Below are 21071 nucleotides of genomic sequence, written 5' to 3'. Positions count from 1 at the left end.
CCGCGCCTGCTGCGGCGGCACCGACGCCCCGGGGACGCCGCCGGTCTGTAAGGATCATCGGGTGAGCCCGGACACCTCCGACGCCGACCGTCCCGCGCCCCGTCCCGACCCGACCGCCGGGCCGGTCCCCGACCCGCCGGCCGCCCCGCCCCTCGACCCGTTCGCCGGGCCCCCGGCCGCCCCGGCCAACCAACCGCCGGCCGCCCCGGTCTCCGACCCGCTCCACGGGCCCCCGGCCCACCAGCCGCCTCCCGGCCCGTTCGCGGGGCCGCCCCCGCACCCGTTCGGCGCGCCGCCGGCCGGTCCGGTCCCCGCCGACCCGGCCCCGCCCGAGCGCCGGCCGGGCCGGGCGGCCGGGGTGGCGCTGGGCGCGGCGGCCGTCCTCACCGCGCTGGGCGTCCCGCTGGGGCTGCTCTGGGCGGCCGTCGCCCCCGACACCCCGGTGGTCAAGACCGCCGAGGGGGCCGTCTACGCCCAGCCACAGCCGGAGCAGCCGATCGCCGCCGACGGCTGGTTCAGCCTGCTCGGGCTCGGCTTCGGCGTGCTCGCCGCGCTGGCCCTGTGGGTGCTGCTGCGGCGGCGGCGCGGCCCCGTCGGGCTGCTCGCCGGGGCGGCCGGTGGCCTCGGCGCGGCCCTGGTGGCCTGGCAGGTCGGCCGGCGGGTGGGCCTGTCGGCGTACGAGCGGCTGCTGGCGACCGCGCCGGACGGGCAGGCGTTCACCAAGCCCGCCGACCTGCGCGCCGGTGGCCTGCACCGGCTGTTCGACCTGCTGCCCCTGCCGTACGGCAACCTGCTGCTGCCGGCGTTCGGCGCGGCCGTGACGTACACCCTGCTGGCCGGCTGGTCGCGCTGGCCGTCGCTGCGCCCGGAGCCCGAGCCCGACCTGTCCTGGGCCTACGCCGTGCCGGCCGGCGTCGGGCCGCAGGTCAGTTCGGGGCCGGCGGACTCGCCAGCTCCGACAGCGGCACCGGAACCGCCCGCACCTGGCGCAGCAGGGTCGCCTCGCGGTTGAGCAGCCGCAGCTCGGCGCGGAGCCGGGCGGCGGTGTCGTCGACCGCGAGCAGCCGCTGCCGGTCGTCGACGGTCAGCATGGCGGTCGCGGCGACCAGGTGGGACAGCACCGTCGGGTCCTCCGGAAGCTGCTCGGAGATGTCCTCCGGGTCGGGACGGATCAGCCCGAGATATTGCCGGAAGACCGCGATCACCCGGGCCGCGAGCAGGTCGGCCGCCTCGTCGGGGCCGCCCGGCTCGGGCAGCCACTCGACCTCGGCCGTCAGGTAGGGCTCGGTGGTCTCGTCGAGCCGCACGACGCGGAACCGCCGCCGCCCCACGGTGACGATGTCGAAGCCGCCGTCGGCCAGCTCGGTCACCTGCCGCAGCTCGGCGGTGCAGCCGACCTCGTGCAGCGTGACCCCGCCGACCCCGGGCACGGGCCGCCCCGGCGTGCCGGGGGCGACCTCCCAGCCGGCCCGGATGGCCACCACGCCGAACTCCCGGGGCGCGCCCTCGGGCAGGCCCGTGAGGTGGCGCACGAGGGCCCGGTAGCGCTCCTCGAAGATGTGCAGCGGCAGCACCAGGCCGGGGAAGAGCACCGTCCCGAGGGGGAAGATCGGCAACCGCGCAGTCACGGGATCGAGCCTAGCCCGCCCGCGCCGTCCCGGCGGGGCCCGTCCCGCCCCGGAGGACCCGCCCGCCCCCGACGGGGCCGCCCCCGGGCCCGTCGCGGCCCGCCTGGCGGCCGGCGTGGCTCGGCTCACCGTCCCGGCGTGCGGGCGGCGCGGGCCGCCGCCGGCCCGGCCGCCTAGACTCGCAGGCGTGTTGAATCGGATCGACCTGCGCGGCGGCGTCCGTGACCCCCGCCGCCTGCTGCCCCGTGCCCAGCTCGACGTCTCCGTGGCGGTCGAGCGGATCCGCCCCCTCGTGGAGGCGGTCCGCGAGCATGGGTACCCGGCGATCCGCGAGGCCAGCGCGCGCTTCGACGGGGTCTCGCCGGAGCGGCTGCGGGTGCCGGCCGAGGCGATCGCCGAGGCCGAGGGGACGCTCGACCCGCAGGTCCGCGCCGCCCTGCTGGAGTCGATCAGCCGGGCCCGCAGGGTGCACGCCGACCAGCGCCGCGTCGACCACACCACCCAGGTGGTGCCCGGCGGCACCGTCACCGAGCGCTGGGTCCCCGTCGACCGGGTCGGCCTCTACGTCCCCGGCGGCCTGGCGATGTACCCGTCGACCGTGGTGATGAACGTGGTCCCCGCCCAGGCGGCCGGCGTCCGGTCGCTGGTCGTGGCCAGCCCGCCGCAGCAGGAGAACGGCGGCCTGCCCGACGCCCGGGTCCTCGCGGCCTGCGCGCTGCTCGGCGTCGACGAGGTCTACGCCGTCGGCGGCGCCCAGGCGGTGGCGATGCTGGCCTACGGCGCGACGGTCGACCCCGACGGCGCGCAGCGCTGCGACCCCGTCGACATGATCACCGGGCCGGGCAACATCTGGGTCACCGCCGCGAAGCGGCTGCTGCGCGGCGTGGTCGGCATCGACGCCGAGGCCGGCCCCACCGAGATCGCGATCCTCGCCGACGACACCGCCGACCCGGCGCACGTCGCCGCCGACCTGATCAGCCAGGCCGAGCACGACCCCCTCGCGGCCAGCGTGCTGGTCACCTGCTCGGTCGCGCTGGCCGACGCCGTCGAGGGCGAGCTGGCCCGGCAGGTGCCGGCGACGAAGCACGCCGACCGGGTCACCACGGCGCTGACCGGCGAGCAGAGCGGCGTGGTGCTGGTCGACGACCTGGCGGACGGCCTGCGGGTGGTCGACGCGTACGCCGCCGAGCACCTGGAGATCCAGACCGAGAACGCCCGCGAGTGGGCGCTGCGGGTCCGCAACGCGGGGGCGATCTTCGTCGGCGCGTGGTCGCCGGTGTCGCTCGGCGACTACTGCGCCGGCTCCAACCACGTGCTGCCCACCGGCGGCTGTGCCCGGCACTCCTCCGGCCTGTCCGTGCAGTCCTTCCTGCGCGGCATCCACCTGGTGGAATACACCCACGACGCGCTGCGCGAGGTGGCCCCGCACGTCGTGACCCTGGCCGGCGTCGAGGACCTGCCGGCCCACGGCCAGGCGGTCGCCGTCCGCTTCCCGGGGGAGGGCCGGTGACGACCCTCGACGAGCTGCCGATCCGCGACGACCTGCGGGGCCTGACGCCCTACGGCGCCCCGCAGCTCGACGTGCCGGTGCGGCTGAACACCAACGAAAATTCCTACCCGGTGCCCGAGGCGGTGGTCGACGCGATCGGCAAGGCCCTCACCGCCGAGCTGCGCGACCTCAACCGCTACCCCGACCGCGACGCCGTGGCGCTGCGCGCCGACCTGGCGGCCTACCTCGGGCACGGGCTCACCGCCGGGCAGGTCTGGGCGGCCAACGGCTCCAACGAGATCCAGCAGCAGCTCCTCCAGGCGTTCGGCGGGCCGGGGCGCACGGCGCTCGGCTTCACGCCGGCGTACTCGATGCACCCGCTGCTGGCGCTCGGCACCGGCACCCGGTGGGTGCCGGCGGAGCGCGGGGTCGACTTCGGGCTGACCGCCGACGAGGCGGTCGCCCAGGTCCGCGCGCACCGCCCCGACGTGGTGTTCCTCTGCTCGCCGAACAACCCGACGGGCACGGCGCTGGACCCGGCGGTGGTCGCCGCCGTCCTCGACGCCGCGCCCGGCATGGTGGTGGTCGACGAGGCGTACGCCGAGTTCGCCCGCCCCGGCACGGTCAGCGCCCTCGCGGTGCTGCCCGGCCACCCGAGGCTGGTGGTGACCCGCACGATGAGCAAGGCGTTCGGCTTCGCCGGCGGCCGGCTGGGCTATCTCGCGGCCGACCCGGCGGTGGTGGCGGCGGTGCAGCTCGTGCGGCTGCCCTACCACCTGTCGGCGCTCACCCAGGCCGCCGCCCGCGCGGCCCTGGCGCACCGCGACGCCCTGCTGGCCACGGTCGAGGCGATCATGGGGCAGCGGGACCGGATCGTCGCCGGGCTGCGCGCCCGCGGCCTGCGGGTCGCCGACAGCGACGCCAACTTCGTCCTGTTCCGGGTCGGCGGCGACCAGGCGGTGGCCTGGCGCGCGCTGCTGGAGCAGGGGGTGCTCGTGCGCGACGTCGGGCTGCCCGGCTGGCTGCGGGTCACCGCCGGCACCCCCGCCGAGACCGACGCCTTCCTCACCGCGATGGAGAGTTTGTGATGAGCCGCACCGCCCGGGTCGAGCGGATCACCAAGGAGACCAAGGTGCTCGTCGAGATCGACCTCGACGGCGCCGGCCGGGCCGAGATCGGCACCGGCGTCGGCTTCTACGACCACATGCTGCACCAGATCGCCCGGCACGGCGGCTTCGACCTGACCGTGCGCACCGTCGGCGACCTGGAGATCGACGCCCACCACACGATGGAGGACACCGCGCTCGCCCTGGGCGCCGCGTTCGACCAGGCGCTGGGCGACAAGGCCGGCATCCGGCGGTACGGCTCGGCGACCGTCCCGATGGACGAGGTCCTCGTCCGGGCCGCCGTCGACCTGTCGGGCCGCCCGTACGTGGTGCACGACGAGCCGGCGCTGGCCCCGTACATCGGGCCGGTCTACCCGACCAGCATGACCCGGCACATCTGGGAGTCCTTCGGCCAGGCGGCCCGGATCACCCTGCACGTGGACGTGCTGCGCGCGGCCCGCCCCGGCGGCCACCCCGACGCCCACCACGTCGTGGAGGCCCAGTTCAAGGCGGTCTCCCGCGCCCTGCGGGAGGCCACGGCGCTCGACCCCCGGTCGGCCGGCGCGATCCCCAGCACGAAGGGCGCGCTGTAGCCGTGGGCGGGGTGCTGCCGACCCTGCTGCTGATCCTCGCCGGGGTGCTGGTCGGCGGGGCGGTCTCGCTGCACCGCCAGGGCGCGACGCGCGGCGCGGTGGTGGTCACCGCGGTGCTGGCGGTGCTGGCCACGGCCGGCGGGGTGCTCTGGCTGCTGCCCGGGGAGGGCTGATGGGCGATCTGGTCAAGCGGGTCGTGGTGCTCGACTACGGCTCGGGCAACCTGCGTTCGGCCGAGCGGGCCCTGGCGCGGGCCGGCGCCGACGTCACCGTCACCGCCGACCTGGCCGCCGCCGCGGCTGCCGACGGCCTGGTGGTGCCGGGCGTGGGCGCGTACGCCGCCTGCATGGCCGGCATCGAGGCGCTCGGCGCGGGCCCGGTCATCGCCGAGCGGGTCGCCGCCGGCCGGCCGGTGCTGGGCATCTGCGTGGGCATGCAGGTGCTCTTCGAGCACGGCGACGAGCACGGCGTGGTCACCAAGGGGCTCGGGCTGCTGCCGGGCGGGGTGACCCGGCTGCCTGCCGCCCGGCTGCCGCACATGGGCTGGAACACGGTGCGGCCCCCGGCGTCGTCGGTGCTCTTCGCGGGCCTGCCCGCCGACAGCCGCTTCTACTTCGTCCACTCCTACGGCGTGGTCGACGCGAGCGCGCTGGCGGCGTCGGGCGCGGCGGTGACCACCGCCCACCACGAGGCGGACTTCGTGGCGGCGGTGGAGCGGGGCGCGCTCTCGGCCGCCCAGTTCCACCCGGAGAAGTCGGCCGACACCGGCGCGGCGCTGCTGCGCAACTGGCTCGGCACCGTGCCCGCCGGTGGCTGAGCGGGGCCCGCGCGGCCGGGGCACCGGGCCGGGGGGAGCGGCGTGAGCAAGGAGCGGGCCCGCCGCCGGGAGGCCCGCGAGGCCCAGTTGGAGCGGGAGCGGGCGGTGCGCCGCCGCCGGGTGGCGCGCCGGGAGCGCCGCCGCGCGGTGGTACGCCGGCTGACGCCCCGCTGGCCGCGCCGCCGCAGCGGCCGGCTGGCCCGGCACTCCCGGGGCGAGCGGGCGGCGATCGTCGGCCTGACCGGCGTGGCGCTGGTCGCCATCTGGAGTTTCGTCGACGACCTGGCGCTGCGGGTGGTGCTTGTCGTGTTGTTGCTGCTGGTGCTGCCGGCGGCCGTGGTGATCGCACTGGGCCGCCGGTCCTGACGCGCACGTTATCGATTTCGAGGAGAAGAGCGTTGAGCCTCACCCTGTTGCCCGCCGTGGACGTCGCCGACGGCCAGGCCGTCCGGCTCGTGCAGGGCGCCGCCGGCAGCGAGACCGCCTACGGCGACCCACTGGAGGCGGCGCTGGCCTGGCAGCGCGACGGCGCTGAGTGGATCCACCTGGTCGACCTGGACGCCGCGTTCGGCCGGGGCTCCAACGCCGCGCTGCTGGCCGACGTGGTGGGCCGGCTGGACGTGCAGGTGGAGCTGTCCGGCGGGATCCGCGACGACGCGTCGCTGCGGGCCGCCCTGGGCACCGGCGCGGCGCGCGTCAACATCGGCACCGCCGCGCTGGAGGACCCGCAGTGGTGCGACCGGATCTGCGGCGAGTACGGCGACCGCGTCGCCATCGGCCTGGACGTGCGCGGCCGTACCCTGGCGGCGCGGGGCTGGACCCGCGACGGCGGCGACCTCTACGAGGTGCTGGAGCGGCTCGACAAGGCGGGGGCCTCCCGCTACGTGGTGACCGACATCACCAAGGACGGCACGATGCGCGGGCCGAACCTGGACCTGCTGCGCGAGGTCTGCTCCCGCACCGACGCCCCGGTGATCGCCTCGGGCGGCGTCTCGACGCTGGACGACCTGCGCGCCCTGGCCACTCTGGAGCCGGTCGGCGTGGAGGGCGTGATCGCCGGCAAGGCGCTGTACGCGGGCGCGTTCACCGTGCGGGAGGCCCTCGACGTGCTCGCCGCCGCGTGACGGTCACCCGGCTGGGCTCGGGCGGCCCCTGGGAGGCGCTCTACGGCTACTCCCGGGTCGTCCGGGCCGGCGACCGGGCCGTCACGGCCGGCTGCACGGCGACCGTCGACGGCCGGGTGGTGCACGTGGGGGACGCCGCCGCGCAGACCGCGCAGGCGCTGCGGATCGGCCTGGCGGCCCTCGCCGAGGTCGGCGCGGGGCCCGGCGACGTGGTGCGCACCCGGATGTACGTGACGGACCGCGCGCACGCCGACGAGGTGGGCCGGGCCCACAACGCGGTGTTCGGGGCGGTCCGGCCGGCGGCGACCCTGGTCGTGGTGGCCGCCCTGCTCGACCCGGAGCACCTGGTCGAGGTGGAGCTGGAGGCGTACCTCGGCGACCGCTGACCCGGCCCGCCCCGCCCGCCGGGGCGCCGGGCCGGCGGTGGTGCGTGGGGCGGTGGCGGTGAGCCGGGGCACAGTGCGGGCCATTAGGTTGTGCACAACTCAATTGCGCACTATGTTTTCCCCGTGACCGACGATCTGGTGCTGGGACGGCAGGTGTGCTTCGCGCTCTACGCCGCGTCGCGCGCCCTCACCGACGTCTACCGGCCGATCCTCGACGAGTTCGGGCTCACCTACCCGCAGTACCTTGTGCTGCTGGTGCTCTGGGAGCGCGGCGACGACGCGCCCACCGTCTCCGAGCTGGGCGCCGCCCTGCGGCTGGACTCCGGCACGCTCTCCCCGCTGCTCAAGCGGCTGGAGGCCGCCGGGGTGCTGGTCCGGTCGCGGTCCGCGGCCGACGAACGGCGGGTGGAGGTGCGCCTCACCGACGCGGGCCGCGCGCTGCGCGAGCGGATGTGCGGCGTGCCGCTGCGGGTGGCGCTGGCCACCGGGCTCACCGAGGCCGAGCTGATCGGGCTGCGCGACACCCTCAACCGGGTCACCGAGACGATCCACCGACAGAAGGAGAAGTGATCGCCATGCAGGTCCTCTACACCGCCAACGCCCGCGCCACCGGCGACGGCCGCGACGGCCACGTCCGCACCTCCGAGGGCACCTTCGACCTCGACCTCGCGGTCCCGAAGGAGATGGGCGGCGCGGGCGGCGCGGCGAACCCGGAGCAGCTCTTCGCCGCCGGCTACGCCGCCTGCTTCCACTCCGCGCTGCGCCTGGTGGCGCGGCGGGCCAAGGCCGACGTCACCGGCTCCGTCGTCGACGCCGAGGTGGGCATCGGCGCCAACGGCAGCGGCGGCTTCGGCCTGGCCGTCACGCTCGTGGTGGACCTGCCGGCCGTCCCCCGGCCCGCCGCCGAGCAGCTCGTCGAGCAGGCCCACCAGGTCTGCCCCTACTCGAACGCGACCCGGGGCAACGTCGAGGTCGCCCTCACCGTCCGCGAGGCCCTCGCCGCCTGAGCCGTGGCGCGCGGCGTCGGCGCACCCGTCTGCCGCCGCGCGCCGCGCCCCGCCTGACACAGCCCCGACCAGCGACCGAGAGGACGACCGACACCGTGACCGTCAACCGTGAGATCCACCTCGCCTCCCGCCCCGAGGGGTGGCCGACCGCCGACAACTTCCGGCTCGTCGAGACCGAGGTGCCCACCCCGGGTCCCGGGCAGCTCGTGGTCCGCAACCAGTTCATGTCCGTCGACCCGTACATGCGGGGCCGGATGAACGACGTCAAGTCGTACGTGCCGCCGTTCGCCCTCGACGCCCCGCTCGACGGCGGCGCGGTCGGCGAGGTGGTGGCCGGCGAGGGCAACGGGATCGGCCCCGGCGACACCGTCCTGCACGGCCTCGGCTGGCGGGAGTACGCCCTGGTCGACGCCAGGGGAGCCCGCAGGGTCGACCCGACGATCGCCCCGGTGAGCGCCTACCTGGGCGTGCTCGGCATGACCGGGCTGACCGCGTACGCCGGCCTGCTCGACGTGGCCGCCATGCAGCCCGGGGAGAGCGTCTTCGTCTCCGGCGCGGCCGGGGCGGTGGGCAGCATGGTCGGCCAGATCGCCAAGCTGAAGGGCGCCGCCCTGGTGGTCGGCAGCGCCGGCTCGCCGGCCAAGGTCGAGCGGCTGCGGGCGCTCGGCTTCGACGCCGCGTTCGACTACCACGACGGCCCCGTCGCCGACCAGCTCAGGGCCGCCGCCCCGAAGGGGATCGACGTGTACTTCGACAACGTCGGCGGCGAGCACCTGGAGGCCGCGATCGGCGCGCTGCGCCTGCACGGGCGGGCCGCGATCTGCGGCATGATCGCCCAGTACAACGCCACCGAGCCGCCGGCCGCCCCGCGCAACCTGGCGCAGCTCATCGGCAAGCGGCTCACCCTGCGCGGCTTCCTCGTCGGCGACCACGGCCACCTGCGCGACCAGTTCGTCCAGGAGGTCGCCGGCTGGCTGCGCGAGGGCAGGCTCTCGTACGACGAGACGGTCGTCGACGGCATCGCCGCCGCCCCGGACGCCTTCCTCGGCCTGCTGCGCGGCGACAACCTCGGCAAGATGCTGGTGCGCCTGTAAGGAAGGGCCCCTTGTTAACGCTTCCGGTAGAGAAGGGTCCCCTTCTCACCCCGCCCCGGAGCGCGCCGCGGCGCGGAGCCGGAGCCGCCCGCGGAGCCGCGGCGCGGAGTCGGGGCGCGGAGCCGGGCCTGCCCGTCGCCGGTGGTCGGCCTCACGTCGGCGGCCGCCGGGGCGGGCGGGGCGATAGGCTTCCCGGCATGACGGTGGCGGTGCGGGTGATCCCGTGTCTCGACGTGGACGCCGGGCGGGTGGTCAAGGGGGTCAACTTCCTCGACCTGCGCGACGCCGGCGACCCGGTGGAGCTGGCGGCGGCGTACGACCGGGCGGGCGCGGACGAGTTGACCTTCCTGGACGTGACCGCCTCCTCCAGCGACCGGGGCACCATGCTCGACGTGGTGCGGCGCACCGCCGAGTCGGTCTTCATCCCGCTCACCGTGGGCGGCGGCGTGCGGCAGGTCGCCGACGTCGACACGCTGCTGCGGGCCGGGGCCGACAAGGTCGGGGTGAACACCGCGGCCATCGCCCGGCCCGAGCTGATCGCCGAGATCGCCGACCGGTTCGGCCGGCAGGTGCTGGTGCTCTCCCTCGACGTGCGCCGCGCCCCGGCCGGCACCACCGCGAGCGGCTTCGAGGTCACCACCCACGGCGGCCGCCGGGGCACCGGGCTCGACGCCGTCGAGTGGGCGCGGCGCGGCGCCGAGCTGGGCGCGGGGGAGATCCTGCTCAACTCGATGGACGCCGACGGCACGAAGGCCGGCTTCGACCTGGAGCTGATCGGCGCGGTCCGCGCCGTCGTCGACGTGCCGGTGGTGGCCAGCGGCGGGGCGGGCGAGGTGGCCCACTTCCCGCCGGCCATCGCCGCCGGGGCCGACGCGGTGCTCGCCGCCAGCGTCTTCCACTTCGGCGAGCTCACCGTCGCCGAGGTCAAGGACGCCCTGCGCGGCTCGGGCCACCCCGTGCGCTGACTGCGAGGCTGGCCCAGTCGGTCCGTTGGTGATGGGCTGATGTCGGCAGCAGCGGACGTGACTCTTGCGCTGACCCGCCCCGACGGCGCCGGGCGATCCGGTCCCGCCCGTCGTGCGGTGCCGGGCCGACGTGGTGGCGCGGCCCCGTGGCGGCCGCCGGGTCGGTCGACGCCCGGCGGCGCGCCCTCGCCCGTCAGGGCCGCCCGGAGTGGCCCTCCGGCGAGCGGCGCGGGGCCGGGATCGAGCGGACGGCGTATTCCTGCACGGCGGCGGCGTGCTCGTCCTCGGGGAGGGTCCACTCGGCGCTGCCCGGGGCGTGCCGGCGGCTCAGCACGCCCTGCACGGTGTCGACGGCGGTGGCCAGGCCGGCGCTCGGCCGGGAGCGCCAGAGCCGCTCGCCGTCGGGGGTGAGCCGGAACCAGCCGTCGGTCACGCTCACCAGGCCGGCCCCGACGAGCCGGCGGACCGCGGTCTCCACCTCGTGCCGCTCGGGGATGGCGTGGTTGAGGTGGTCGGCTGTGGAGAGCACGTCAGCGAGCCGGACGCCCTCGGGGCGTCGGGTGGATGCCGACCTGCGGTGCCGGCCGGCACCGTTGGCGATCACCAGCGAAACGAAGATCCAGGCGTCGGTCCAGCGCCATCCGCTCTCCCCCATGCAGGAATGATGCCGTGCGTCGCCCCCGGAGGAAACACCTACTTTTCCGGTACGGGCGTCGCCGCAGCTCAGCGCGGTGACGCGGTCACGGTCCGGCGGGGCGTGGCCCGGCGGCCCCCACCTCGACCGGTCCCGCCCCCGCCGGTTGCGCGTCGACGGTGAACGGGGGCAGGAACAGTTGGGTCAGCGGCCCGATGGCGAGGGCGTACGCGACGGTGCCGACGCCGACGGTGCCGCCGAGCAGCCAGCCGAGGGCCAGCACGGTGACCTCGATGACGGTGCGGACCAGCCGGACCGACCGGCCGGGGCGGCGCGCCACGTAGCCGGTCATCAGGCCGTCGCGGGGGCCGGGGCCGAGCCGCGCGCCCAGGTAGAGGGCGGTGGCGGCGCCGTTGGCGACGATCCCGACGACCAGCAGCGTCGCCCGTGCCGCCAGCGGGGCGTCGCCGGGCAGCAGGGCCAGGGTGGCGTCGACCACGAGCCCGATGACCAGCACGTTGCTGACCGTGCCGAGGCCCGGTCGTTGCCGCAGCGGGATCCACAGCAGCAGCACGAGCGCGCCGACGGCGATGGTGACGGTGCCGAACGACAGCCCGGTCCGCCGGGCGACGCCCTGGTGGAAGACGTCCCACGGGTCGAGGCCGAGGCCGGAGCGGATCATCAGCGCCATGCTGACGCCGTAGAGGGTCAGCCCCGCGTAGAGCTGGACCAGCCGCCGGGCGGGCCGGTGCCGCAGATTGCCAATTGCCACCATGCATGCCACCCTAGGTGCCAATCCGGCGGTGGGGAGAGCCAATATCGGGAGGGTGGCCATGACGAGCCAGGTGCGTGGGACCCAATTGGCTCGGCTCCTCGGGCAGTGGCACGCGTTGCCCGGCCGCCGCCGCAGCCCGGACTACGCCGCGCTCGCCGGCGCCGTCCGGGGGCTGCTCGCCGACGGCCGGCTGCCCCTGGGGGTGCGCCTGCCGGCCGAGCGGGAGCTGGCCGAGGCGCTGCGGATCAGCCGGACCACGGTGACCGCCGCGTACCGGCAGTTGCGGGAGAGCGGCCACCTGGCCAGCCGCCGGGGGGCGGGCAGCTGGACGATGCTCCCGGGCACGCACCGGGTGGCCAGCACCGGCCTGTGGACCCCGCTGGACGACCGCGACATGATCGACCTCGGGGTGGCCGCGCTGGCCGCCCCGCCCGAGCTGCTGCCCGCCGCCCGGGCCGCCGCCGAGGACCTGCCCCGCTACCTGGGCGGGGCCGGCTACCACCCGACCGGCGTCATCGAGCTGCGCGAGGCGGTCGCCGCCGGCTACACGGCGCGGGGCCTGCCCACCTCGCCCGACCAGATCATGGTCACCAGCGGCACCCAGCACGCGCTGGACCTGGTGCTGCGGCTGGCCCTGGCGCCCGGGGGCAACGTGCTGGTCGAGTCGCCGACGTACCCGAACGCCCTCGCCGCCCTCGCCGCCCGCCGGGCCCGGATCACCACGCACGGCCTGGCCACCGACGCCGCCGGCTGGGACGCCGACCTGCTGCTGGGCAGCCTGCGCCAGGGGCGGCCGAAGCTGGCCTACCTGATCCCCGACTTCCAGAACCCGACCGGGCACCTGATGCCGGCCGAGCTGCGCGAGCGGGTGGTCGCCGCGGCCCACGCCGCCGGCACCGACCTGGTGATCGACGAGTCGTTCGTGGACCTGCCCCTGGACGGCACCGAGCTGCCCCCGCCCGTCGCCACGTTCGACAGGCACTCCCGGGTGATCTCCATCGGCGGGATGAGCAAGCCCTACTGGGGCGGCCTGCGCATCGGCTGGGTCCGCGCGTCCGCCCCGCAGGTGCAGCGGCTCGCCGCAGCCCGGGTCGGGGTGGACATGGCCAGCCCGGTGCTCGACCAGCTCGTCGCGGTCCACCTGCTCGCCGACGCGCCGGCCATCGTGGCCGCCCGCCGCACCCAGCTCGCCGCCCAGCGCGACGCCCTGACCGACGCGCTCGCGCGCCGCCTGCCCGACTGGCGGGTCACCGCGCCGCGCGGCGGGGTGACGCTCTGGGTGGAGCTGGACGGGCCGATCTCCAGCGCGCTGGCCCGCGCCGCCGAGGAGGTCGGCGTACGGCTGGCCCCCGGCCCCCGGTTCGGCCTGGACGGCACCCTCGAACGCTTCCTGCGGCTGCCGTTCACGCTGCCCGCCGCGGACCTCGCGGAGGCCGTCGGGCGGCTCGCGGCGGTCCGCTACGACCTGGACCGCGCCGGCCGCCCGCGCTGGCAGGAGCCGGCCGTCATCGCCTGACCGCCCGCGCGGTCCACCGATCCGGCCGAACCCGGCCGCCCGGGCCCCGGGATTGGGAGACTGCGGGGGTGCGCAGCGGGGGATGGTCGCTCGGGGTGCGACCCGGCGCGCCCGGCTCGCGTACCACCCGGCTGGAGCTCTTCTACGACCTGGTCTTCGTGTACGCGTTCCTCAACGTCACCACGCTGACCGTGGACGATCCGAGCCCCGTCAGCCCATGCCGTTGCCTGCTCGTGCTGGGGCTGCTCTGGTGGTGCTGGACGGGCTTCGCCGGGCTCGGCAACGCCGTCCGCGCCGACCAGGGGGTCCTGCCGCTGGTCGGCTTCGTGACGGTCGCGGCGACCTTCCTGCTGGCCCTGAGCATGCCGGGCGCGTTCACGGACCGGCCCGGCGGGCTGAACGGCCCGCTGGTCTTCGCGGGCTGCTACTTCCTGGTCCGCGCCTCGCAGCTCGCGGTCCTCGGCTGGGTGGCCCGGGGCGACCCGGTCCGGCTGCGTCGCTGGGCGTGGCTCGCCGGGCTGCCGCTGGTCGCGGCGGCCCTGCTCGTCGCGGCCGCGCTGGTGCCGCTGCGGATCGCCCACGACGGCACGGCGACGGCCCTGCAACTGGCCTTCTGGGCCGCCGCGCTGACCCTGGAGTACGGGGCCGGGACGATCATCGGCGGCCCGTACTGGGCGGTGGTGTCGGCCGGGCACTGGGCCGAGCGGCACGCCCTGATGGTGCTGATCGCGCTCGGCGAGTCGATCATCGCGTTGGGGCTGGGCTCGAAGTTCGTCACCGGCCTGCCGCTGACCTGGCCGGTGGTGGTCGCCGCGGTGACCGGCATCGCGATCGCGGCGACGCTGTGGTGGGCGTACTTCGACGTCCTGGCGCTCGCCGTCGAGCAGGCGCTGCACCGGGCCCGCGGCCCGGTGAGGCGGGCCCGGCTGGCCCGCGACGTGTACACGTACCTGCACCTGCCGATCATCGCCGGGGTGATCTTCTTCGCCGTCGGGATCAAGGACCTGCTCGTCGAGGCGGCGGACCCGACCAAGCCGGCCTGGGGCGAGCCGCTGGGGGCGTTGTGGATCCTCGTCCTCTACGGCGGGGTCGGCCTCTACCTGCTCAGCCTCGTCGCCTGCGGGGTGCGGGCGCTGCGGGTGCTGCGCTGGCCGCCGGTGGTCGCGGTGGCGGTGCTGGCCGTGCTGTCGCCGCTGGCCGCCCGGATCGGGGCCCTGCACGCGCTGCTGCTGCTCGGGGCGGTCTGCGTGGTGCTGACGGTGGTGGAGACCCGGGGGGAGGGACGTCGCCGGCACCGGGTCCGCCAGTTGGCGCTGGCGGAGCAGACCGAGGCCGAGGCCGAGGCGAGCCGGTGGCGCGCCGAGCACCTGTGAGCCGGGCCGCTGCCGTCGCGTGCCGACCGGGCGGCCGGGCGACGGATCGACGGGGCGACGGAGTGACCGGCGGCCGTGCCCCGGGACGGTGGGGCACGGCCGCCGGTGGGTCGGTGCCGCCGTGTGCTGGGCCCGCCGGCGGGTCGCCGGCTCAGATCTCGGCGAGGCTGCCCTCGTACATCCGGTCGATCTCGGCCGCGAAGTTGCTCTCCACGCCCCGGCGCTTGATCTTGAGGGACGGGGTCATCTCGCCGTCCTCGATGGTCAGGTCGCGGGGCAGGACGGTCACCTTCTTGATCGTCTCCCAGCGGTTGAGCTTGGCGTTGAGCTGGGCGACGTACCCCTCGACCATGGCCCGGGCCTCGGCGGAGGCGGCGATCTCGGCGTAGCTGCGCCCCTCCAGCGGGCCGCCGGCCGCCCAGCCCAGGATCGCGTCCGGGTCGAGGCTGACCAGCATCGTGCAGTAGTTGCGGGCCTGGCCGATGACGACCGCCTGCGACGTGTACGGGCACAGCGCCTTGAACATGCCCTCGATGTGCGAGGGGGCGACGTACTTGCCGCCGGAGGTCTTGACCAGGTCCTTTTTCCGGTCGGTGATGCGCAGGTAGCCGTCGTCGTCGAGGCTGCCGATGTCGCCGGTGCGGAAGAAGCCGTCCTCGGTGAACGCCGCGGCCGTGTCCTCGGGGAGGTGGTGGTAGCCCCGCATGACCGGCCGGCCCCGGACCAGGATCTCCCCGTCGGTGTCGATCCGGCACTCCAGGTCGCCCATCGCCCGGCCGACGGTGCCGATGCGCAGGCCGCCGGGCGGGTTGACGAAGTTGCCGGCGCTGCTCTCGGTGAGGCCGTACCCCTCGGAGATCGGCAGGTTGGCGGCGGCGAAGAAGGTGGCGATCTCCTTGCTCAGCGGCGCGGAGCCGGAGACCAGCACCCGGATCCGGCCGCCGAGGCGGGCCTGGAGCTTGCTGAACACCAGCTTCTCGGCCAGCGCGTAGCGCAGCCTCAGCCCGGCGGGGACGGGCCGCCCGGCCTGCTCCAGTCCGACCTTCTCCTTGCCGACCCGCACCCCCCAGGCGAAGATCTTCGCCTTCGCGCCGCCGGCGCCCTGCGCGGTGGTGACCGCCTTGTTGTAGACCTTCTCGAAGACCCGGGGCGCCCCGCACATCAGCGTCGGCCGCACGACGGCCAGCAGCTCGACCAGCTTCTCGACCCGGCCGTCGACGTAGGTCGGCAGGCCGACGTGGGTCGCGCCGCAGAGCAGGGTCTTGCCGAACGAGTGGGCCAGCGGCAGCCACAGGTACTGCAGGTCGTCGGTGCGCAGCAGCCCCACCTCGGCCTGCGCGACGCCCTCCCAGCACCACCCGCCGTGCAGCAGCTCGACGCCCTTGGGTCGGCCCGTGGTGCCGGAGGTGTAGATGAGGGTGGCCAGGTGGTCGGGCCCGAGGTCGGCGGTCAGGCGCTCGATCAGCTCCGGGTCGTCGGCCAGGGCCCGGCCGCCGCGCTCCTCCAGCTCGGCGAGGGTCAGCTGCGGCACGGCCGCCGCCGGGTCGGGCGTGCCGTCGAAGAGCACCACGTGGGTCAGGGCCGGCAGCGTCGCGCCGGCGATCTTGGCGGCCTGGGCCGGGTTCTCCGCGAACAGCACCCGTGAGCCGGAGTCGGCGACGATGTACGTGGTGTCCTCGGGCTCGGTGGTCGGGTAGACGGTGGTGGTGGCGCCACCCGCGCACATGATGCCGAAGTCGGCGAGCACCCAGTCGAGCCTGGTGCTCGACAGGATCGCCACCGGGTCCTCGCGGCCGACACCGAGCCCGTGCAGCCCCGCCGCGATCGCCCGGGCCCGCTGCCCCACCTGGGCCCAGGTCAGCCAGACCGGCCCGGAGTCGTCGGGGGCGGGGTGGGCGAACGCGGGGCGGTCGGGGGTGGCCGCGACGCGCTTGAGGAACATGTCGGGGATGGAACGGTACGGTACATCGAGAGACATCGCTGTAGCCGCCTTCGGGGGGTGGAGGCGTGACGGGGGTCACGTCGTTTGCGGTTACCGAAGGGTATTGCCTGCACCGCGCATCGGCTAGTCCTCGCGCCGGCCCACCGACGCGGCGTAGGTCAGATGCCGAGCTGGGCGGCCCGGAGCCGGTCCACCACCGCCGCCGGCCCCTCCACCTGCACCCGCGAGACCCGCTGCCGGCCGGTGAGGAAGAGCGTCAGCTCGCCCGGCGCGCCGACCACCCGCACCCGTGGCCCGCCCCGCCCCGCCGACAGCGCGCCGTGCCCGGGCGCCTGCACCAGCAGGTCGGCCGGGAAGCGGCGCAGCGCCAGCCGGCCGAGCACCGAGGCCCGCCGCCACAGCACCGCGTCCAGCCCGGCCGGCAGGTCGCGCGGGCCCCACCCCGCCCGGGCCCGCCGGACGTCCTCGTGGTGGATGTAGAACTCCATGGCGTTGACCAGCTCGTCGGTGAGGGGATTGCTCAGCGGGCTCCACAGCGGCGGCCGGCGCACCTGCGCCACCAGCTCGTCGAAAGGCCGCGCCGCGACCCGCAGGCGCACCCGTTCGGCGTACCCGCGCAGCGGTGGCAGCGCGATCCCCCCGGCGGCGTCCGGCCGCCGCTCCCGCACGACGAGGTGGGCGGCGAGGTCCCGGACCGACCAGCCCTCGTTGACGGTCGGCGCATCAGGGCCCAGGGTCTGCATGAGGTCGGCGAGCGCCTCGCGCTCCGACCGGGCGTACCGCGGCATGGCCCGATCGTAGGCCGGCGCGCCGCCGTCGGCCCGTCGTGGCGGGGACGGCCCCCGACGTGACCGCCGACATACCCGTTCCGGGACAGCGTGGCTGGACCCGTCCGGTAAGGATGAGGGGGATAATGTGCAACTTACGGCGGGGGAGAGCGTGACCAGCAGGACAAGTCGGGACGTGCTCCGCAGGGGGCTGTCCGTGCTCGGCCGGGCGATCCGGGAGCAGCCCCGGATCTTCGCGGTGGCGGTCAGCGGCAGCGTGCTGTTCGGCGGGCTGGTGATCGCCAGCGCGTACGTCGTCGGCGCGGTGGTCGGCGACGTCGTGGTGCCGGCGATCGCGCGCGGGTCGGTGGGCGTCGCCGCCCTCGCCCTCGCCGCCGGGGCGCTGTTCGGCATCAGCGTGCTGCGGGTGGTCGGCATCTTCGGCCGCCGGCTCGGCGCGGGCTACATGCAGTTCCGGCTCCAGGCCGCCTACCGCCGGCAGGTCACCCGCCGCTACCTGGACCTGCCGCTGTCCTGGCACCAGCGCAACGCCACCGGCACCCTGCTGTCCAACGCCAACTCCGACGTCGAGGCGGCCTGGTACCCGATCGCCCCGCTGCCCTTCGCCGTCGGCACCGTGGTCATGCTGGTCGGCGCGATCGCCTCCCTGTTCGTCACCGACTGGGCGCTGGCCCTCGTCGGCCTCGCGGTCTTCCCCGCCCTGTTCGCCCTCAACGTGGTCTACTCCCGCCGGATGGCCCCGCGCCAGGCCCGTGCCCAGCGGCTGCGCGCCGAGGTCAGCGGCATCGCCCACGAGAGCTTCGACGGCGCCCTGGTGGTCAAGACCATGGGCCGCGAGGCGCAGGAGACCGCCCGGTTCGCCGCCCGCGCCGGCGAGCTGCGCGACGCGCTGATCTCCGTCGGCCGGCTGCGCGGCGTCTTCGACCCGCTGCTGGAGACCCTGCCCAGCCTCGGCACCCTCGCCGTGCTGGTGGTCGGCGCGTTCCGTCTCCGGCAGGGCGCCATCTCCGTCACCGACCTGGTCAGCGTGGCCTTCCTGTTCACCGTGCTCGCCTTCCCCGTGCGGGCCATCGGCTGGGTGCTGGCCGAGCTGCCGCGCAGCGTCGCCGGCTGGGACCGGGTGCGCCGGGTGCTCGACGCCACCGGCGAGATGCCGTACGGCGACGTCGCCCTCGACCCGGCCGACCCGACGCCGGCCACGCTCGCCTTCGCCGACGTCGGCTTCGCCTACGAGCCCGCCGAGGCGCACCTGCCCGGCGCCGAGGTGCTCGGCGAGGTCACCTTCACCGTGCCCGCCGGGAAGACCGTGGCCCTGGTCGGGCCCACCGGCTCGGGCAAGTCCACCATCGCCGCGCTGGCCGTGCGGCTGGTCGACCCGCACACCGGCACGGTCAGCCTCGACGGCGTCGACGTCCGCCGGCTCACCGCCGCCTCGCTGGCCGGCACCGCCGCCCTGGTCGCCCAGGTGCCGTTCGTCTTCGACGACACCGTGCGGGCGAACATCGCGCTGGACCGGCCCGGCGTCACCGACGACGACGTCTGGGCCGCGCTGCGGCTCGCCGAGGCCGACGGCTTCGTGGCCGCGCTCCCCGAGGGGCTCGACACGATGGTCGGCGAGCGGGGCACCTCGCTCTCCGGTGGGCAGCGGCAGCGGCTCACCCTGGCCCGGGCGCTGGCCGGGCGGCCCCGGCTGCTGGTCCTCGACGACGCCACCAGCGCGGTCGACCCGAGGGTGGAGGCGGCCATCCTCGCCGGGCTGCGCGCCCCGGCCGCCGGCGGCCCCGCCGCCTCGATCCTCGTGGTGGCCTACCGGCGGGCCACCATCGCCCTCGCCGACGAGGTGATCTACCTGGAACAGGGCCGGGTGATCGCCCGGGGCACCCACGCCGAGCTGCTCGCCACCGTCCCCGGCTACGCCGACCTGGTCACCGCCTACGAGCAGGCCGAGGCCGAGAGCGAGCAGCAGCCCCGCCCGTACGAGGAGGTCACCCCGCTGACCTCCGGCCTGGAAGTCGAGGTGGACCGGTGAGCGTGGTGGAGGCCGAGCAACCGGCGGAGAACACCTGGCGCACGCTGCGGCGGGGCCTGGCCCTCTCGCCCGAGCTGCGCACCGGCCTGGCCGGCACCCTCGCGTTGGCGCTGGTCTACATGGTGGGCCGGGTCGCCGTCCCGGTCGCCGTGCAGCAGGGCATCGACGAGGGCATCGTCGGCGGTCTCGACCTGGGCGTGGTGTGGACCGTCGTCGCGGCGACCGCCGCCGTGCTGGTGGTGACCACCACCTGCGGCTACCTGATGATGCGCCGGCTGTTCACGGTCAGCGAGACGGCCCTGGCCAACGTGCGCACCCGGGCGTTCCGGCACGTGCACGACCTGTCGATGCTGCACCAGCAGTCCGAGCGGCGCGGCTCGCTGGTCTCCCGCGTCACCAGCGACGTCGACCAGATCACCCAGTTCCTCCAGTGGGGCGGGGTGATCCTCATCGTCAACCTCGGCCAGCTCGCGGTGACGACGGCCGTCATGCTCGCGTACTCCTGGCAGTTGACCCTCGTGGTGCTCGCCGCGTTCGCGCCGGCGGTGCTGGTGATCCGGCAGCTCCAGCGCCGCCTCGCCGGGGCCTACGGGGTGGTCCGGCAGCGGATGGGCACCCTGCTCGGCACGATCGGCGAGAGCGTGGTCGGGGCGCCGGTGATCCGGGCGTACGGGATTGCCGGGCGGACCGCCCGGCGGCTCGACGTGGCGATCGAGGGGCAGCAGCGGGCCCAGCAGCGGGCCATCCGGATCAGCATCATGGGCAGCTCGGTGGGGGAGCTGGCCGCCGGGCTGGCGCTGGCCGGCGTCGTGGTGCTCGGGGTGCTGCTCGGCGCGGACGGCACCCTGTCGATCGGGCAGCTCACCGCGTTCCTGTTCCTGGTGACCCTGTTCATCCAGCCGGTGCAGATCGCCACCGAGGTGCTCAACGAGGCGCAGAACGCGATCGCCGGCTGGCGGCGGGTGCTCGACGTGCTCGACGTCGCCCCGGACGTGGCCGACCCCGGCGAGCAGGGGCGGGACCTGCCGTCGGGGCCCCTGGACATCCGCTTCGCCGGGGTCGGCTTCGCCTACCCGGGCGGGCCGCCGGTGCTGCACGACGTGACCCTGGACATCGCGGCGAAGAGCCGGGTCGCCGTGGTGGGCGAGACCGGCAGCGGCAAGACCACGTTCGCGAAGCTGCTCACCCGCCTGATGGACCCGACCGACGGGGCGGTGCTGCTCTCCGGCGTGCCGCTGACCGAGGTCCGGTTCGCCTCGCTGCGTTCCCGGGTGGTGATGGTGCCGCAGGACGGCTTCCTGTTCGACGCCACCGTCGGGCAGAATGTCCGCTTCGCCCGGCCGGAGCTGACCGACGCGGAGCTGACGGCCGCGTTCACCGAGCTGGGGCTGGCCGACTGGCTGGCCGGGCTGCCGGCCGGGCTGGACACCCCGGTCGGCGAGCGGGGCGAGGCGCTGAGCGTGGGGGAGCGGCAGCTCGTGGCGCTGGCGCGGGCGTACGTGGCGGACCCCGACCTGCTGGTGCTCGACGAGGCGACCAGCGCGGTGGACCCGGCGACCGAGGTGCGCCTCCAGCGCACCCTGGACGCGGTGACCCGGGGCCGGACCACCCTCGCGATCGCCCACCGGCTCTCCACCGCCGAGGCCGCCGACGAGGTGATCGTGGTGGACCGGGGCCGGATCGTGCAGCGCGGGCCGCACGAGGAGCTGATCCGCGACCCCGACTCGGTCTACGGCCTGCTGCACGCCTCCTGGCTGGAGCAGACCCGCTGACGGTCCGGGCGGGCGAACCGGCGGTGCGGTGGA

Annotated in this window: 22 protein-coding genes; 17 read left to right on the top strand and 5 right to left on the bottom strand. The window is 75.9% G+C overall.

What is annotated here, in order from left to right:
- Positions 1-61: 61 nt before the first annotated feature.
- Positions 62-1012 (top strand): DUF2567 domain-containing protein, encoded by a 951-nt coding sequence (locus tag O7628_RS02935; RefSeq protein ID WP_347405141.1) that lies wholly within the window; start codon positions 62-64, stop codon positions 1010-1012.
- Here the strand turns inward: O7628_RS02935 and O7628_RS02930 are convergent.
- Positions 927-1628, bottom strand: coding sequence for an LON peptidase substrate-binding domain-containing protein (locus tag O7628_RS02930; RefSeq protein WP_074474443.1), 702 nt, complete (start codon positions 1626-1628; stop codon positions 927-929). The two genes, O7628_RS02935 and O7628_RS02930, sit on opposite strands and share 86 nt — an antisense overlap.
- A 187-nt stretch (positions 1629-1815) precedes the next feature.
- Between O7628_RS02930 and hisD the strand changes: the two genes are divergently transcribed.
- From hisD to hisF, 12 genes are all read left to right on the top strand, one after another.
- A complete protein-coding gene (gene hisD, locus O7628_RS02925) occupies positions 1816-3138 on the top strand; it encodes a histidinol dehydrogenase (RefSeq protein ID WP_278128151.1) in 1323 nt (440 codons plus the stop codon).
- Positions 3135-4205, top strand: coding sequence for a histidinol-phosphate transaminase (locus O7628_RS02920; RefSeq protein WP_178065840.1), 1071 nt, complete (start codon positions 3135-3137; stop codon positions 4203-4205). Before hisD ends, O7628_RS02920 begins: the two co-directional genes overlap by 4 nt.
- Positions 4205-4816, top strand: coding sequence for an imidazoleglycerol-phosphate dehydratase HisB (gene hisB / locus O7628_RS02915; protein WP_074474440.1), 612 nt, complete (start codon positions 4205-4207; stop codon positions 4814-4816). The genes O7628_RS02920 and hisB overlap by 1 nt, the downstream gene beginning before the upstream one ends.
- 2 nt (positions 4817-4818) lie before the next feature.
- A complete protein-coding gene (locus O7628_RS02910; RefSeq protein ID WP_176734836.1) occupies positions 4819-4989 on the top strand; it encodes a hypothetical protein in 171 nt (56 codons plus the stop codon).
- A complete protein-coding gene (gene hisH, locus O7628_RS02905) occupies positions 4989-5633 on the top strand; it encodes an imidazole glycerol phosphate synthase subunit HisH (RefSeq protein WP_278128146.1) in 645 nt (214 codons plus the stop codon). The genes O7628_RS02910 and hisH overlap by 1 nt, the downstream gene beginning before the upstream one ends.
- 42 nt (positions 5634-5675) lie before the next feature.
- Complete coding sequence (locus tag O7628_RS02900) at positions 5676-5999, top strand: hypothetical protein (protein WP_074474438.1); 324 nt, start codon at positions 5676-5678, stop codon at positions 5997-5999.
- Positions 6000-6031: 32 nt separating this feature from the next.
- Entirely contained in the window at positions 6032-6757 is a 726-nt protein-coding gene (gene priA / locus O7628_RS02895; protein WP_074474437.1) for a bifunctional 1-(5-phosphoribosyl)-5-((5-phosphoribosylamino)methylideneamino)imidazole-4-carboxamide isomerase/phosphoribosylanthranilate isomerase PriA, read from the top strand.
- Positions 6754-7143 (top strand): RidA family protein, encoded by a 390-nt coding sequence (locus O7628_RS02890; RefSeq protein ID WP_074474436.1) that lies wholly within the window; start codon positions 6754-6756, stop codon positions 7141-7143. The genes priA and O7628_RS02890 overlap by 4 nt, the downstream gene beginning before the upstream one ends.
- A 123-nt stretch (positions 7144-7266) precedes the next feature.
- Positions 7267-7713, top strand: coding sequence for a MarR family transcriptional regulator (locus tag O7628_RS02885; RefSeq protein ID WP_043967344.1), 447 nt, complete (start codon positions 7267-7269; stop codon positions 7711-7713).
- Positions 7714-7718: 5 nt separating this feature from the next.
- Positions 7719-8150, top strand: a complete 432-nt coding sequence (locus O7628_RS02880; RefSeq protein WP_278136188.1) for an organic hydroperoxide resistance protein — start codon at positions 7719-7721, stop codon at positions 8148-8150.
- Positions 8151-8245: 95 nt separating this feature from the next.
- The gene (locus tag O7628_RS02875; protein WP_074474435.1) at positions 8246-9244 is read left to right on the top strand and encodes an NADP-dependent oxidoreductase; all 999 of its coding nucleotides are present in this window, start codon (positions 8246-8248) and stop codon (positions 9242-9244) included.
- Positions 9245-9441: 197 nt separating this feature from the next.
- Positions 9442-10209 carry an imidazole glycerol phosphate synthase subunit HisF gene (gene hisF, locus O7628_RS02870; protein WP_278128141.1) on the top strand — a complete coding sequence of 256 codons (768 nt, stop codon included), beginning with the start codon at positions 9442-9444 and terminating at the stop codon, positions 10207-10209.
- Between the two features lie 193 nt (positions 10210-10402).
- Here hisF and O7628_RS02865 read toward each other — a convergent pair whose 3' ends face one another.
- A complete protein-coding gene (locus O7628_RS02865) occupies positions 10403-10864 on the bottom strand; it encodes a hypothetical protein (RefSeq protein WP_278128139.1) in 462 nt (153 codons plus the stop codon).
- An 85-nt stretch (positions 10865-10949) separates the two neighbouring features.
- On the bottom strand, positions 10950-11618 hold the full coding sequence (locus O7628_RS02860) for a hypothetical protein (protein ID WP_278128137.1): 669 nt from the start codon (positions 11616-11618) through the stop codon (positions 10950-10952).
- 58 nt (positions 11619-11676) lie between these two features.
- On the opposite strand from O7628_RS02860, the gene O7628_RS02855 reads away from it, so the two are divergent.
- Together O7628_RS02855 and O7628_RS02850 are read left to right on the top strand one after the other, a co-directional pair.
- The gene (locus tag O7628_RS02855; RefSeq protein ID WP_278128135.1) at positions 11677-13134 is read left to right on the top strand and encodes a PLP-dependent aminotransferase family protein; all 1458 of its coding nucleotides are present in this window, start codon (positions 11677-11679) and stop codon (positions 13132-13134) included.
- 68 nt (positions 13135-13202) lie between these two features.
- Positions 13203-14507: a low temperature requirement protein A gene (locus O7628_RS02850; RefSeq protein ID WP_278128133.1), complete on the top strand. Its 1305-nt coding sequence runs from the start codon at positions 13203-13205 to the stop codon at positions 14505-14507.
- Between the two features lie 151 nt (positions 14508-14658).
- Here the strand turns inward: O7628_RS02850 and O7628_RS02845 are convergent, their stop codons facing one another.
- Together O7628_RS02845 and O7628_RS02840 are read right to left on the bottom strand one after the other, a co-directional pair.
- Entirely contained in the window at positions 14659-16485 is a 1827-nt protein-coding gene (locus tag O7628_RS02845; protein WP_278128132.1) for a long-chain fatty acid--CoA ligase, read from the bottom strand.
- A gap of 122 nt (positions 16486-16607) precedes the next feature.
- Entirely contained in the window at positions 16608-17237 is a 630-nt protein-coding gene (locus O7628_RS02840) for a TIGR03085 family metal-binding protein (RefSeq protein WP_178065830.1), read from the bottom strand.
- A 151-nt stretch (positions 17238-17388) separates the two neighbouring features.
- On the opposite strand from O7628_RS02840, the gene O7628_RS02835 reads away from it, so the two are divergent.
- Positions 17389-19266: an ABC transporter ATP-binding protein gene (locus O7628_RS02835; protein ID WP_278128129.1), complete on the top strand. Its 1878-nt coding sequence runs from the start codon at positions 17389-17391 to the stop codon at positions 19264-19266.
- Positions 19263-21038, top strand: a complete 1776-nt coding sequence (locus O7628_RS02830; protein WP_278128128.1) for an ABC transporter ATP-binding protein — start codon at positions 19263-19265, stop codon at positions 21036-21038. The genes O7628_RS02835 and O7628_RS02830 overlap by 4 nt, the downstream gene beginning before the upstream one ends.
- The last annotated feature ends 33 nt before the right edge of the window (positions 21039-21071 follow it).

The organism is Micromonospora sp. WMMD956, assembly GCF_029626125.1.
Taxonomy (GTDB): domain Bacteria; phylum Actinomycetota; class Actinomycetes; order Mycobacteriales; family Micromonosporaceae; genus Micromonospora; species Micromonospora carbonacea.
The sequence above is the reverse complement of the archived record's forward strand: the minus strand, read 5'-3'. Positions and strand labels throughout refer to the sequence as shown.